General features: G+C 69.8%; 6 protein-coding genes, 1 tRNA gene and 1 rRNA gene. 1 reads left to right on the top strand and 7 read right to left on the bottom strand.

Annotation, left to right across the window (positions count from 1 at the left end):
• Nucleotides 1–84 precede the first annotated feature (84 nt).
• The 4 genes from IF28_RS0131675 to IF28_RS0131660 all read right to left on the bottom strand — a co-directional run bounded on the left by IF28_RS0131675 (nucleotide 85) and on the right by IF28_RS0131660 (nucleotide 10,485).
• Nucleotides 85–921 (bottom strand): helix-turn-helix domain-containing protein, encoded by an 837-nt coding sequence (locus IF28_RS0131675; protein ID WP_030227621.1) that lies wholly within the window; start codon nucleotides 919–921, stop codon nucleotides 85–87.
• A gap of 251 nt (nucleotides 922–1,172) precedes the next feature.
• Nucleotides 1,173–3,878, bottom strand: coding sequence for a DNA translocase FtsK (locus IF28_RS0131670; RefSeq protein WP_030227618.1), 2,706 nt, complete (start codon nucleotides 3,876–3,878; stop codon nucleotides 1,173–1,175).
• 156 nt (nucleotides 3,879–4,034) lie between these two features.
• A complete protein-coding gene (locus tag IF28_RS0131665) occupies nucleotides 4,035–4,712 on the bottom strand; it encodes a response regulator (protein WP_030227614.1) in 678 nt (225 codons plus the stop codon).
• A gap of 307 nt (nucleotides 4,713–5,019) precedes the next feature.
• Complete coding sequence (locus IF28_RS0131660; protein ID WP_030227612.1) at nucleotides 5,020–10,485, bottom strand: HAMP domain-containing protein; 5,466 nt, start codon at nucleotides 10,483–10,485, stop codon at nucleotides 5,020–5,022.
• 413 nt (nucleotides 10,486–10,898) lie between these two features.
• Here IF28_RS0131660 and IF28_RS0131655 point away from each other — a divergent pair, with 413 nt between their 5' ends.
• Nucleotides 10,899–13,652, top strand: a complete 2,754-nt coding sequence (locus tag IF28_RS0131655) for a SpoIIE family protein phosphatase (protein ID WP_030227609.1) — start codon at nucleotides 10,899–10,901, stop codon at nucleotides 13,650–13,652.
• Between the two features lie 64 nt (nucleotides 13,653–13,716).
• Here the strand turns inward: IF28_RS0131655 and IF28_RS0131650 are convergent.
• From IF28_RS0131650 to rrf, 3 genes are all read right to left on the bottom strand, one after another.
• Nucleotides 13,717–13,789 (bottom strand) — tRNA-Thr (locus tag IF28_RS0131650).
• A 78-nt stretch (nucleotides 13,790–13,867) separates the two neighbouring features.
• The gene (locus IF28_RS0131645; protein WP_037894448.1) at nucleotides 13,868–14,530 is read right to left on the bottom strand and encodes a DegT/DnrJ/EryC1/StrS family aminotransferase; all 663 of its coding nucleotides are present in this window, start codon (nucleotides 14,528–14,530) and stop codon (nucleotides 13,868–13,870) included.
• Between the two features lie 115 nt (nucleotides 14,531–14,645).
• A 5S ribosomal RNA gene (rrf, locus tag IF28_RS37190) occupies nucleotides 14,646–14,737 on the bottom strand; the annotation flags it as partial.

Genomic DNA, 14,737 nt, shown 5'->3' with positions numbered 1-14,737 from the left:
ACTACTTCGTCTGGCTGACACCCCACGTCGACGGGGTTGGCCGATCATGGCCAACCCCGTCGCGGACGCGCCCTTCGGGCCGGATCATCCGGCCTGCGGGTCGCCCTTGGTGTAGGTCAGGCGCTCGACGGCGCCCGGCTGCCAGTCGTCCTCGATCTTCTTGCCGTTCACGAACAGGTCGATCGCGCCGGCGTCACCGAGGACCAGATTGATCTTGGTGCTGTCCTGGAAGGTCTTGGAATCGCCCTGCTTGAGCAGTCCGTCGAACAGCAGTCGGCCGCTGTGTTCCTTGGCGGAGATCCAGCTGCGTCCGTCGGCGGCGCTGACCTTGACCGTCACCTTGTCCTGCGGGGCGGCGGCGATGGCGCTGTCCGACGGCTCCGGCTCGGGTGCGGCGGTCTTCTCGGACTTGGGGGTGGGGGTGGCCGACTTGGAGGGCTGGGTGCCCTCGGCGACGTTCTCCTTGGCTCCGTCGTCGTCACCGCCCTTGACCATCGTGAATCCGACGAAGCCGATCACGACGACGATCGCGGCGACCATGGCGGCGGTCCAGTTGGGTCCGCGCCGCTCCGGACGGATGCGTTCCGCCTCGAACAGCGGGGCGGCAGGGGTCGGGGCCGGACGGCCGCCGCCGTGGTCGGCCTCGAACCGTTCGATGAGCGGGGCGGGGTCGAGGCGCACGGCCTTGGCCAGGGTCCGGATGTGCCCGCGCGCGTAGACGTCGCCGCCGCAGGGCGCGAAGTCGTCGGCCTCGATGGCACGCACGATGCCGATACGGACGCGGGTGGCGGTACTGACGTCGTCGACGGTGAGCCCCGCGGCGATGCGCGCCTGCTGCAGTGCTCGGCCGACGGAGGGGCGGGCTTCCTCGGAAACGTCTTCGAAGGGACGCTCGTCTTCAGGGGAGTTGCCGATGGACACGGGGGCGCCTTTCGAGCGTGTAGCCGCCTGTGCTGGAGGTTCAGTCTAGGAGGGGTACGAGAGGGTGGGGCAACCGGGCGGTCGGACTTGTACGCCATCGGAATGGCCCGACATCCCGATGATGGGACTGCGGTTTGCAGTTTCCCTCAACTTGACGTACGCCGACGGGAAACGGTTGCTCAATGATCGCTTACGAGGAGGTCACGATCGGCCGACCGGGATCCCGGCGGCGACGGCCGCCTCCGGTTCGCCTACCCTTCAGACTCCCCCCGGATCAGCCCGAGCACGCCATCCAGGTCGTCAGGCTTCACAAGAACGTCACGAGCCTTCGAACCCTCGCTCGGTCCGACGATGTTCCGGGACTCCATGAGGTCCATCAGCCGGCCGGCCTTGGCGAAGCCGACGCGCAGCTTGCGCTGGAGCATGGACGTCGACCCGAACTGGGTGGAGACGACCAGCTCGGCCGCCTGGCACAGCAGGTCCAGGTCGTCGCCGATGTCCTCGTCGATCTCCTTCTTCTGCTTGCTCCCGACGGTGACGTCGTCCCGGAAGACGGGCGCCATCTGCTCCTTGCAGTGCCGTACGACCGCCGAGACCTCCTCCTCGGTCACGAACGCGCCCTGCATGCGCGTGGGCTTGTTCGCGCCCATCGGCAGGAACAGCCCGTCGCCCTTGCCGATCAGCTTCTCGGCGCCGGCCTGGTCGAGGATGACGCGTGAGTCCGCGAGCGAGGAGGTGGCGAACGCCAGCCGGGACGGCACGTTCGCCTTGATCAGACCGGTGACCACGTCGACCGACGGCCGCTGCGTGGCGAGCACCAGATGGATGCCGGCCGCCCGCGCGAGCTGCGTGATCCGCACGATGGAGTCCTCGACGTCGCGCGGGGCGACCATCATGAGGTCGGCCAGCTCGTCGACGATCACCAGCAGGTACGGATACGGCTGCAGCACCCGCTCGCTGCCCTCGGGCGCCTTGGCCTTGCCCTCGCGCACCGCGCGGTTGAAGTCGTCGATGTGCCGGTAGCCGTAGGCGGCCAGGTCGTCGTAGCGCAGGTCCATCTCGCGCACGACCCACTGCAGCGCCTCGGCGGCCCGCTTGGGATTGGTGATGATCGGCGTGATCAGGTGCGGGATGCCCTCGTACGCGGTGAGCTCCACGCGCTTGGGGTCGACCAGGATCATCCGGACGTCCTCCGGGGTCGCCCGCATCATGACCGAGGTGATCAGGCAGTTGATGCAGGACGACTTTCCGGACCCTGTTGCGCCGGCGACCAGCATGTGCGGCATCTTCGCCAGCGAGTCCATGACGTAGCCGCCCTCGACGTCCTTGCCGAAGGCGACCAGCATCGGGTCGTCGTCCTCGGCGGACTCCGCGAGCCGCAGTACGTCACCGAGGTTGACCATCTCCCGGTCCGTGTTCGGGATCTCGATGCCGACCGCGGACTTGCCGGGGATCGGGCTGATGATCCGCACGTCCGGGCTGGCGACGGCGTACGCGATGTTCTTGGTGAGAGCGGTCACCCGCTCGACCTTCACGGCGGGGCCGAGTTCCACCACGTAGCGGGTGACCGTCGGACCGCGGGTGAAGCCGGTGACGGCGGCGTCCACCTTGAACTCCGTGAAGACCTTCCGCAGCGCGTCGACGATGAGGTCGTTGGCGGCGCTGCGCGCCTTGCCGGGTCCGCCGCGGGTGAGCAGGTCGAGGGAGGGCAGGGAGTAGGTGATGTCGCCGGAGAGCTGGAGCTGCTCCGCGCGGGGCGGCAGGTCGCGGGGTTCCCGGGGCGGCGCCTTGGTCATGTCCAGGACGCCCGCGGGCGGCTTCTCCCGCTTCGGCTCCTCCTGCCGCGGGCGGGCGGCCGGTACCGGCGTGGGGGTGGTCGGCTCGCGGTCGCCGACGCTGACGCCCTGGGTCAGGTCGGCGACGATCGGCGAGGGCGGCATGCCGTGCAGTACGGCGCCGTCGAGCGCGGCGGCCGCGGCGGCTGCCACGTCCACGGCGTCCATCTGCCGGTCCATGGCCGGCTGGGGCACCGCGGACCTGCGGGGGCGGCCCCGGCGCCGGGACGGCACCTCCGGCTCCGCGCCGTCCGGGTCGTACTGCTCGGGCGCCGGACGGCCCCTGCCGCGGCTCGCGGGCAGCGAGTCGCGCCACTGCCGCTCGTAGCGCTCGTCGTCCTCGCCGAACTCCTCGGGGCCGGCGTCGTGGACGATGCCGAGCCGCACCCCGAGCTGCCGCAGACGCTGCGGAATCGCGTTGACGGGGGTGGCGGTGACGACCAGCAGCCCGAAGACCGTGAGCAGCACCAGCAGCGGTACGGCGAGGACGTCGGTCATGGTGGACGACAGCGGCGTGGCCGCGCCCCAGCCGATGAGCCCGCCGGCGTCCCTTATGGCCTGCATGCCGTCGCTGCGCGCGGGTGAGCCGCAGGCGATGTGGATCTGCCCGAGGACGCCGATGACGAGCGCGGACAGGCCGATGACGATCCGTCCGTTGGCCTCCGGCTTCTCCGGGTGCCGGATGAACCGTACGGCGATGACGGCGACCAGGATCGGCACCAGCAGGTCGAGCCGGCCGAAGGCTCCGGCGACCAGGATCTCCACGAGGTCGCCGACGGGGCCCTTCAGGTCGGCCCAGGTGCCCGCGGCGACGATCAGGGCGACGGCGAGCAGCAGCAGCGCCAGACCGTCCTTGCGGTGCGCGGGGTCGAGGTTCTTGGCGCCCTGTCCTATGCCGCGGAAGACGGCGCCCACGGCGTGCGCGAGGCCCAGCCAGAGGGCGCGGACGAGCCGGTACACACCGTTGGTCGGATTCGGGGCCGGCGCGGGCGCGGGCTTCTTCGCCGGGGCCTTCTTGGCGGGAGCCTTCTTCGCCGGGGCCTTCTTGGCAGCGGCCTTCTTCGCCGGAGCGGCCGCCTTCTTCGCGGGCGGCTTCCTGGCTGCGGAGGGACGTGAGGCCATGGGTGTGAGGTTACCGGTGGAGACGGCAGGTGACACGCGCGGCGGATGCTTCACCCGTTCGTGTCGCACTTGCCGAGGCGCGGAGTTGACGCGCGGTGGGTGCGGCCTCATGTCCACGGTGGATGGGATGCCCCGTCAACAGCCGCGCATACGGCTTCAGTTCTGCGACGGCACCGACGAGGCGCTGCCCGTACCGGGCTCCAGGGCGTCCAGCGCCCGCCGCAACCCCGTGAGCTTGCGCTCCAGATGGGCCGCCGTGGCCACCGCGGCCGCGTCGGTCGACTCGTCGTTGAGCTGCTTGGTGAGAGCCTCGGCCTGCTCCTCGACGGCGGCGAGCCGCGCCGACAGCTCGGCGAGCAGCCCCGCCGACTCCTTGGACTCGACCGCGTCCTTCTCGCCGCCCTCCAGCTGGAGCCGCAGCAGCGCCGCCTGCTCCCGCAGCTGACAGTTCTTCATGTACAGCTCGACGAAGACCGACACCTTCGCCCGCAGCACCCACGGGTCGAACGGTTTGGAGATGTAGTCGACCGCGCCCGCCGCGTACCCGCGGAAGGTGTGGTGCGGGCCGTGGTTGATCGCGGTGAGAAAGATGATCGGGATGTCCCGGGTCCGCTCCCGCCGTTTGATGTGCGCGGCGGTCTCGAAACCGTCCATGCCCGGCATCTGGACGTCCAGCAGAATGACCGCGAAATCGTCCGTGAGCAGTGCCTTGAGTGCTTCTTCCCCGGACGATGCCCGCACCAGCGTCTGATCGAGCGCCGAGAGGATGGCCTCCAGCGCGAGCAGATTCTCCGGCCGGTCATCGACCAGGAGGATCTTGGCCTTCTGCACCATGGCCCGCCCTCCTCGCCCCGGCTTGGGGCCTCCCCTGTCCGCAGGACCTGACGCCGTACCGATGCGTACCGCGCCAGGGGGCGACTCCCTTGCGCCGCCCGTCCTTGTGCCGGTCATCGTAGCCGCACCCCGCCCGTCACCACACCCTGTCACCGGGATGTCACTGTGCACATAGCGGAAACGCGGCGGAAGACCAGAAGGTTCCCCGTTTCCCGTACTTCTACACGACTTCCCGCGCACCGCGTCCGCGAGGGGGCGCGGTCACCGAAGCTGCCCGGCACTTTCGCGCGCCCTCCCGAGGCCGGTCTCACTCCCCTCGCATCCACTGCTCCATCACGGACAGCAGGTGGTCCGGGTCGACCGGCTTGGTCACGTAGTCGGAGGCGCCCGACTCGATCGCCTTCTCCCGGTCGCCCTTCATCGCCTTCGCGGTGAGCGCGATGATCGGCAGCCCGGCGAACTGCGGCATCCGGCGGATCGCCGTGGTCGTGGCGTACCCGTCCATCTCGGGCATCATGATGTCCATCAGGACGACCGCCACGTCGTCGTGCTGCTCCAGCACCTCGATGCCCTCGCGGCCGTTCTCCGCGTACAGCACGGACAGACCGTGCTGCTCCAGGACGCTGGTGAGCGCGAAGACGTTGCGGATGTCGTCGTCGACGATCAGCACCTTCTGCCCGCCGAAGCGGATCCCGCGGTGCGGGCGCGGCGCCGGCTCCTGGTGCTCCACACCGGCCCACTGCTCGGTCTCGGGGGCGGGCCGGGCCTCCAGGGTGATCCTGCGGCGCCGCCGGAACAACGCGGCCGGACCGCTGTGTGTGTCCCGGTACGACGTCACCTCGGCCGGCGCACCGGACTCCGCCGGGGGCAGCTCGGCCGACGCCACCAGGTCACCTGCCTCCAGCGCGGGCATGGTCTGCTGGTAGCCGTGCGGCGGCAGCTCGCTCTGGTGCAGCGGCAGATACAGCGTGAACGTCGAGCCGCGGCCCGGCTCGCTCTGCGCGTGGATCTCGCCGCCCAGCAGCTGCGCGATCTCCCGCGAGATCGACAGCCCCAGTCCCGTACCGCCGTACTTGCGGCTGGTGGTGCCGTCGGCCTGCTTGAACGCCTCGAAGATCACCCGCATCTTGCTGGCCGCGATGCCGATGCCCGTGTCGCTCACCGAGAACGCGATCATGTCCGCGTCCGGGTCGGTCAGCGAGCCGGTCTCCAGCAACTGCTCCCTGATCCGCTGCGGGACGTCGTCCCGGGCGGGCCGGATGACCAGTTCCACCGACCCGGAGTCGGTGAACTTCACCGCGTTCGACAGCAGGTTGCGCAGCACCTGGAGCAGCCGCTGCTCGTCCGTGTGCAGCGTGGCCGGCAGCTCCGGCGACACCCGTACGGACAGGTCGAGCCCCTTCTCCGCGGTCAGCGGCCGGAAGGTCGCCTCCACGTAGTCCACCAGCTGGACCAGAGCGATACGCGTCGGGGACACGTCCATCTTGCCCGCGTCGACCTTCGACAGGTCGAGGATGTCGTTGATGAGCTGCAGCAGGTCGGACCCGGCGCCGTGGATGGTCTCGGCGAACTCGACCTGCTTCGGCGAGAGGTTCCCCTCCGCGTTGTCGGCGAGCAACTTCGCGAGAATCAGCAGCGAGTTGAGCGGCGTACGCAGCTCGTGCGACATGTTGGCGAGGAACTCGCTCTTGTAGCGCATGGAGACCGCGAGCTGCTCGGCACGCTCCTCCAGGACCTGCCGCGCCTCCTCGATCTCGGTGTTCTTCACCTCGATGTCGCGGTTCTGCCGGGCCAGCAGCTCGGCCTTCTCCTCCAGTTCGGCGTTGGACGCCTGGAGCGCCTTCTGCCGCTGCTCCAACTCCGCCGACCGCTCGCGCAGTTGCTCGGTCAGCTCCTGGGACTGCGAGAGCAGCCGCTCGGTCCTGGTGTTGACCGAGATGGTGTTGACGCTCGTCGCGATCATCTCGGCGATCTGGTTGAGGAAATCCTTCTGGATGTGCGTGAACGGCGTGAACGAGGCCAGCTCGATGACTCCGAGCACCTGCCCCTCGAACAGCACCGGCAGCACGATCACCTGCGCCGGCGGCGCCTCCCCGAGCCCCGAGGAGATCTTCAGATAGCCGCTGGGCGCGTCCTGCACGAGGATCGTGCGCTTCTCCACGGCCGCCGTGCCGATGAGCCCCTCACCGGGCCTGAACGACGTCGGCATGGACCCCATGGAGTAGCCGTACGAGCCGAGCATCCGCAGTTCGAACTGGTCGTCGTCGGCGGCGCTCAGGTCCTCGCCGTCGACCAGCGGCATCGTCAGGAAGAACGCGCCGTGCTGCGCGGACACCACCGGGGTCAGCTCGCTCATGATCAGCGAGGCCACGTCCTCCAGATCGCGGCGTCCCTGCATCAGCGCCGAGATACGGGCGAGGTTGCCCTTGAGCCAGTCCTGCTCCTTGTTGGCGATCGTGGTGTCGCGCAGATTGGCGATCATCTTGTTGATGTAGTCCTGGAGTTCCTGGATCTCCCCGGACGCGTCCACGTCGATCTTCAGGTTCAGGTCACCGCGGGTCACCGCGGTCGCCACCCGCGCGATGGCACGCACCTGCCGGGTCAGATTCCCGGCCATCTCGTTCACGGACTCGGTCAGGTCCCGCCAGGTGCCGTCGACGTCCCGCACGCGTGCCTGGCCGCCCAGCTGGCCCTCGGTACCCACCTCGCGGGCCACGCGCGTGACCTCCTCGGCGAAGGAGGACAACTGGTCCACCATCGTGTTGATGGTGGTCTTCAGCTCGAGGATCTCCCCCCGCGCGTCGATGTCGATCTTCTTCGTCAGGTCGCCCTTGGCGATGGCCGTCGTCACCATGGCGATGTTGCGGACCTGACCGGTCAGATTGGACGCCATGCCGTTCACCGACTCGGTGAGGTCCTTCCAGGTGCCCGCCACACCCGGCACCTGGGCCTGCCCGCCCAGGATGCCGTCCGTGCCCACCTCACGGGCCACCTTGGTGACCTGCTCGGCGAACGCGCTCAGCGTCTTCACCATGGTGTTGATGGTGTCGGCGAGCTGCGCCACCTCACCGCGCGCCTCGATGCTGACCTGCCGCGTCAGGTCGCCGTTGGCGACGGCGGCGGAGACCTGGGAGATGTTGCGCACCTGCGTGGTCAGGTTCTTGGCCATCAGGTTGACGTTGTCGCTCAGGTCCTTCCAGATGCCCGTGACACCCGGCACGTTCGCCTGACCGCCGAGGATGCCCTCGGTACCCACCTCGCGGGCCACCCGCGTCACCTGCTCGGCGAACGACGACAGCTGGTCCACCATCGTGTTGACGGTGGTCACCAGCTCGAGGATCTCGCCCTTGGCGTCGACGGTGATCTTCTTCGACAGGTCGCCCTTGGCGACCGCGGTGGTGACCTCGGCGATGTTGCGCACCTGGAGCGTCAGGTTGTTCGCCATGCCGTTCACCGACTGCGTGAGGTCCTTCCAGGTGCCGGAGACACCCTGCACCTCGGCCTGACCGCCGAGGATGCCCTCCGTACCCACCTCGCGGGCCACGCGTGTGACCTCTTCGGCGAACGACGACAGCTGGTCCACCATCGTGTTCAGCGTGTTCTTGAGTTCCAGGATCTCCCCGCGCGCGTCCACGGTGATCTTCTGCGACAGGTCACCGCGCGCCACCGCCGTCGCCACCTGGGCGATGTTGCGCACCTGGCCCGTCAGATTGGACGCCATGCCGTTCACGGAGTCCGTCAGGTCCCGCCACACACCGGCGACGCCGGGCACCTGCGCCTGACCGCCGAGACGCCCCTCGGTGCCCACCTCGCGGGCCACCCGCGTCACCTGGTCGGCGAACGACGACAGCTGGTCGACCATCGTGTTGATGGTGTTCTTCAGCTCGAGGATCTCCCCGCGCGCGTCGACGTCGATCTTCTGCGACAGGTCTCCCCGCGCGACGGCCGTCGTCACCTGGGCGATGTTGCGCACCTGGCCGGTCAGATTCGACGCCATGGAGTTCACCGAGTCGGTGAGCTCCTTCCAGGTGCCGGACACGCCGTCCACGCGCGCCTGACCGCCGAGGCGGCCCTCCGTGCCCACGTCCCGGGCCATCCGCGTGACCTGGTCGGCGAAGCTCGACAGCTGGTCCACCATGGTGTTCACGGTGTTCTTCAGCTGGAGCATCTCGCCGGAGACGTCCACGGTGACCTTCTGCGAGAGGTCACCGTTGGCGACGGCCGTCGTCACCTGGGCGATGTTCCTCACCTGTCCGGTGAGGTTGCGGAACGCCGTGTTGACGGAGTCGGTGAGGTCCTTCCACGTCCCCGCCGCCCCCGGCACCTGCGCCTGGCCGCCCAGCTCGCCCTCGACACCGATCTCGCGCGCCACACGCGTGACCTCGGCACCGAAGGAGGACAGCTGGTCCACCATCGTGTTGACGGTGTTCTTCAGCTCCAGCATCTCGCCGGCCACGTCCACGGTGACCTTCTGCGACAGGTCGCCGTTGGCGACCGCCGTCGTCACCGCGGCGATGTCCCGCACCTGAGTGGTCAGGTTCCGGAACACCGTGTTGACGGAGTCCGTCAGGTCCTTCCACGTCCCCGCCGCGCCCGGCACGTTCGCCTGGCCGCCCAGCCGCCCCTCGGCGCCGACCTCGTTCGCCACGCGCGTGACCTCGTCCGCGAAGATCCGCAGCGTCTCGGTCATCTGGTTGATCGTCTCGGCGAGCTGCGCGACCTCGCCGCGTGCCGGCACCGTCACCTTCCGCGAGAGGTCGCCGTTGGCGACCGCGGTGGTCACCTCGGCGATCCCGCGCACCTGCGCGGTGAGATTCCCCGCCATGGTGTTGACGGAGTCGGTGAGCTCCTTCCACACACCGTCCACCCCGGGCACCTGCGCCTGACCGCCCAGGGCACCCTCGGTGCCCACCTCCCGCGCGACGCGTGTCACCTCCGAGGAGAACGCGGAGAGCTGGTCCACCATCGTGTTGACGGTGTTCTTCAGCTCGAGCATCTCGCCCTCGACGTGCACGGTGACCTTGCGCGACAGATCACCCCGCGCGACGGCCGTCGTCACCAGCGCGATGTCACGCACCTGTGCCGTCAGCCGCTCCGCCATCGTGTTGACGGAGTCCGTCAGGCCCTTCCACGATCCGGACATGCCGCGCACCTGGGCCTGCCCGCCCAGCTTGCCCTCGGTCCCCACCTCGCTGGCCACACGCGTGACCTCGTCGGTGAACGTCGACAGCTGGTCGACCAGATTGTTCACGGTCCGCGCGACCTTGAGGAACTCGCCCCGCAGCGGATGCCCCGACCCGTCCGGCGCCTGCGTCCGCAGCTCCATACGCGGCGACAGATCACCCTCCGCCACCGCCGACAGCACCCGGCTGACCTCGGACACCGGCCGCACCAGGTCGTCGACCAGCGCGTTCGAGTGGTCGATCGCGGTCGCCCAGGACCCCTCGGAGGCCCCCGTCTCCAGCCGCTCCGTGAGCTTTCCCTCACGCCCGACCATGCGGCGCACCCGTGCCAGCTCACCCGTCAGATGCAGATTGCGGTCGGCCACCTCGTTGAAGACCGCCGCGATCTCCGCCATCACGCCGTCGCCGGACACCGTGAGCCGCTTGCGGAAGTTGCCGTCCCGCATCGCCACCAGCGCCGTCATCAACCGGTTCAGGGCCGCGGTGTCCACCGTCGTGGTGCCACCCCGGGCCCGTCCAGGCCTACTCAGGGACTGTCCGCCCTTCGCGCGCGTCGTCTTCGTGCCCCGCGTCGCTGCGCCAGACTCCACTGTGTCCCTCCCGCAGGGGTCGACCGTTACCGCTGTACCCGGGCCCGCCACCAGGGACGTACCCGCTACCACCGTGCTGTTCCCGTACTGCTGCGATGTCCTGCCCGACGTTCCTGGGCACCACCAAGGGGCTGCTGCCCACCCGGCGCGGAGGACACACAGCCTGCGTGGACCTTCACGACAAGCCTGCCCAGTGTTTCACCCCCACCGAACCAGGCCATAACAGTTCGGCAGCTTCGCACATCGTCCGCACACGCGCGGGACCGCCGACACCTCCGGACGGAAACACGGCGGACCGGCATCCGCACGGACCGCGAAGGTAAGTAACCTTGCATCCGGCTGTCCAGCCACGCCGGTCCGTCCGGCCTGGGCGGTGGCAGGAGACGAGCGGGCATCGGAGGGCGGCCGCACACATGACCACCGGACTGATCCCGGGGGAGCAGCCCCCGGACCCACGGCCGGCTGACGGCCTGCCGCACCAACGGCACGAGCCGGTCGGCCAGGGAGCCATGCCCGTCGAGAACCGGTCGAGGAGTTCTGTGATCACCGCGCGCGCGGCCGCCAGCTTCGAGCCCGTCGGGCGATCGGTCGCGACCGCCCGCTCCTTCGTCCGCGACACCCTCCAGGGCTGGGGCTTCGCCGACATCGTCGACGACGCCGTGGTCCTCACCAGCGAGCTGGTCACCAACGCCGTGGTCCACGCCGGCACGGCTGCCGACCTCCTCTGTCTGCGCAGCGACGAAGGCGTACGAATCGAGGTGGCCGACCGGTATCCGGAGCGGGAGATCCCCCTCCAGGGCTCGCCCGTCAACATGGGCAGCCCCGACCGCGAGGGTGGCCGCGGCCTCCAGTTGTGCGCGGCCCTGTCCGGCCACTGGGGCGTCGACTACACCCCCACCCACAAGACCGTCTGGTTCCAGCTCGACCTCCCCGCGCGCCCGGTCGGCACCCGCACCGCCGGCCCCTCCCTGCCGGCGCATCTCCTGCCCCTCGCCGACACCCGGGTCCGCGTCGCCGTCGTCCAGATCGACCGCGGCGGCTCCGTCTCCGCCTGGAACGAGGACGCCGAGGAGCTCTTCGGCTACTCCGCGGAACAGGTCACCGGCAAACCGCTCACCGACCTCGCCGCCTGGCCGCACACCCCGGGCACGGGCACCGGCATCGCCGACGCGCTCCAGCTCTCCCGCTGGGAGGGCAGCTACGGCATCCGGGGCGCGCACGGCCGCGTGATCCCCGTCTACGCCTCCCACCTGCGGGTCCGTGACACCGACGGGGAGCCGTCAACGGTCTGCCTGCTCGTGAGGGACCACGAACGGGCGGTGCTGCAGACCCCGCTGCGCCGCCCCGCGACCGACACGTCCGGCACCTCCGAGGGCCAGAGCACCGACCCGTTCGAGGTCTTCATCGGCTCCCCCGCCCCGGACGACCTCGACGGACTGCTCCAGCGGACGGTGGAACGCGCCCGCGACATGCTCGACGGCGACTCCGCCTTCCTCCTCCTCGCGACCGACGACGAGACGGAGCTGGAGGTCCGCGCCTCCACCGGCCTGCCCTCGGCCCGCCAGCGCTTCGCCCGCGTCCCCGTGGAGGCCGGCCCCGGACGGTACGGCTCCGCCCGCATGCCGGCCGTTCACGAGGACCTGACCGCCGTCCCCGGCGCGGTCCCGCTCCTCAACAGCACCGGCATGCGCTCCGTCGTCACCGTCCCGCTCAAGGTCGAGGGCCGCCTCACCGGCTCCCTCGGCGTCGCCGCCGAGGCGCCCAACAGGTACTCCAACGAGGAGGCGCTGCGCCTGCAGTTCGCGGCGGACCGTATCGCCCTGGCCGTCGAGTCGGCCCGCCTGGGCGAGTTGGAGCGGCTGCGCCGCGGCTCGCTCAGCTTCCTCGTCGAGGCCTCCGACCTGCTGGCCGGCACTCTGGACCGGGACCAGACGCTGGCCCTGATGGCCCAGATGACCGTGCCGACCCTCTCCACCTGGTGTGCCGTCTACACGATCGCCGACCAGGCGTCCGAGCCCTATCTGTCGTACGTCCTGCACGAGGACGAGGAGCTGATCGACGGCATCAAGTCCCTGCTGTCGAAGATCACCCCGCCCGACCCGGTCCCCACTCCCGGAGCCCGTGTCTGGACGGCCCCCGCGGAGGTCGCCCACCAGGCGGCCCTGCGCACCTCCATGCGCAGCCTGGGTCTCAGCGGCAGCCCGACGCATCAGGTCACCCCGGGCATCGGCCCGACGCTCGCGACGGCTTCCGCGGTCGGCGGCGAGACGGTGGTCCTTCCGCTGGTCGCCCGCAACCGGGTCATCGGCATGCTGACGCTGGGCAAGCCGACCGACGAACACTTCCGCCAGGAGATCCTGGAACTCGCCGAGGACCTCTCCCGACGGGCCGCCCTGGCCCTGGACAACGCCCGCCTGTACTCGGAGCGCACGGCCATCAGCCAGTCCCTCCAGCGCAGCCTGCTGCCACCCGAGCTGCCCGCGGTGGACGGTGTCGAGGTCGAGGTCATCTACCGCGCGGCCGGCGAGGGCAACGAGGTCGGCGGCGACTTCTACGACCTCTTCCCGATCAGCGACGGCGCCTACGGTTTCGCCATCGGCGACGTCTGCGGCACCGGCCCCAACGCGGCGGCCGTCACGGGGCTGGCCCGGCACGCGCTGCGCCTGCTCGCCCGTGAGGGTCTCAGCGGCCCGGCGGTACTGGAGCGCCTCAACTCCGCGATCCTCGACGAGGGCGCCCGCAGCCGCTTCCTGACCCTCCTCTACGGCGAGATGCGCCCGCAGGAGGACGGCAGCGCGGAACTGAAGGTGGTCTGCGCGGGACATCCCCTGCCGCTCCGGCTGCGCCAGGACGGTACGGTCGAACCGGCGGCGGAGCCGCAGCCCCTCCTCGGCGTCATCGAGGACCTGGAGCTGTACGAGCAGACGGTCACCCTCGATCCCGGTGATGTCCTCCTCTGTGTCACCGATGGCGTGACCGAACGCCGGGAGGGCCCGCGGATGCTGGGCGACGACGGGCTCACCGACGTTCTGACGACCTGTACGGGTCTGACGGCGGGGGCGGTCGCGGCCCGCATCATGCGTGCCGTGGAACGCTTCGCCTCCGAGCCGCCGTCCGACGACATGGCGATTCTCGCCATGCGCGTACCGGGCCTGCACACGGAATAACCGGGATGCCCTCCCGGAGGGCATGAGAAAGGCCCCGCCCGAATGGGCGGGGCCTTTCTGTCGGAGCCCCCAAACGGAATCGAACCGTTGACCTTCTCCTTACCATGGAGACGCTCTACCGACTGAGCTATAGGGGCCTGTTGCTTTGTGCGGGGTTTCCCGCGCGGCAACGGAATAGATCATACCCCGAACAGACCCGTGCTCCCAACCGCCGCTCAGCCTGTCGGCTGGAGCAGTCCGCCCAGTGCGTTGCACGCTCCCGCGATCCGCTGCATGTCCCGCTTGGTCAGCGTCGCGTCGACGGGAAGCGCGAGGGTCTCGTCGGCGGCCCGCTCGGTCTCCGGCAGCGACACGCACCGCCGGAACTCGGGCAACCGGTGCACGGGGGTTTTCACCGGCACCCTGCACTCAACACCCCTGCCCCGTATGGCCCGTGCGAAGGCGTCCCGGTCGGGCCTGCCGTTGCCCGGCACTCGTACGACGTACTGCTGGTAGGTGTGTCCGACGCCGCCCTCGGGTATCCGCACGCCCCGCAGCTTCGCGTCGAGGAACGCCGCCCGCTGCCGCCGCTGGGCCATCTCGTCGTACGGCGCCTCGGACTCTCCGTGCTCCAGCACCAGCAGTCCGTGCCGTCGGCCGAGCGCGTGCAACTGCCCGACACCGGCTGGCCGGCCGAAGCGGTGGACGACAACGACGGCCGCCGTCCGGGGAGTTACGGCCGCTTCCACGGCGGCCGGCTCCAGACAGTACGTCAGCGGATCTATGTCGGCGAACACCGGCAGCGCACCTGCCGTCGCCACGGCTTCCGCGACTTCCACGTTCCCGAAGGCCGGCACGACGACCTCGTCACCGACACCGACTCCAGCGGCCCTGAGCAGCGCAGCAGTACCCATGGGGTGGATGTTCGTCGTGCGACGTGAACGTCAAGTAACGGCAAACAAAAAAGGGTTGGACCCGGAACCGAAGTTCGGGGTCCAACCCTTTTGAATGATTGTTCGGCGGCGTCCTACTCTCCCACAGGGTCCCCCCTGCAGTACCATCGGCGCTGTAAGGCTTAGCTTCCGGGTTCGGAATGTAACCGGGCG

Source organism: Streptomyces sp. NRRL WC-3626 (assembly GCF_000718785.1).
GTDB lineage: Bacteria > Actinomycetota > Actinomycetes > Streptomycetales > Streptomycetaceae > Streptomyces > Streptomyces edwardsiae.
This window is presented reverse-complemented; position numbering and strand designations above follow the sequence as displayed.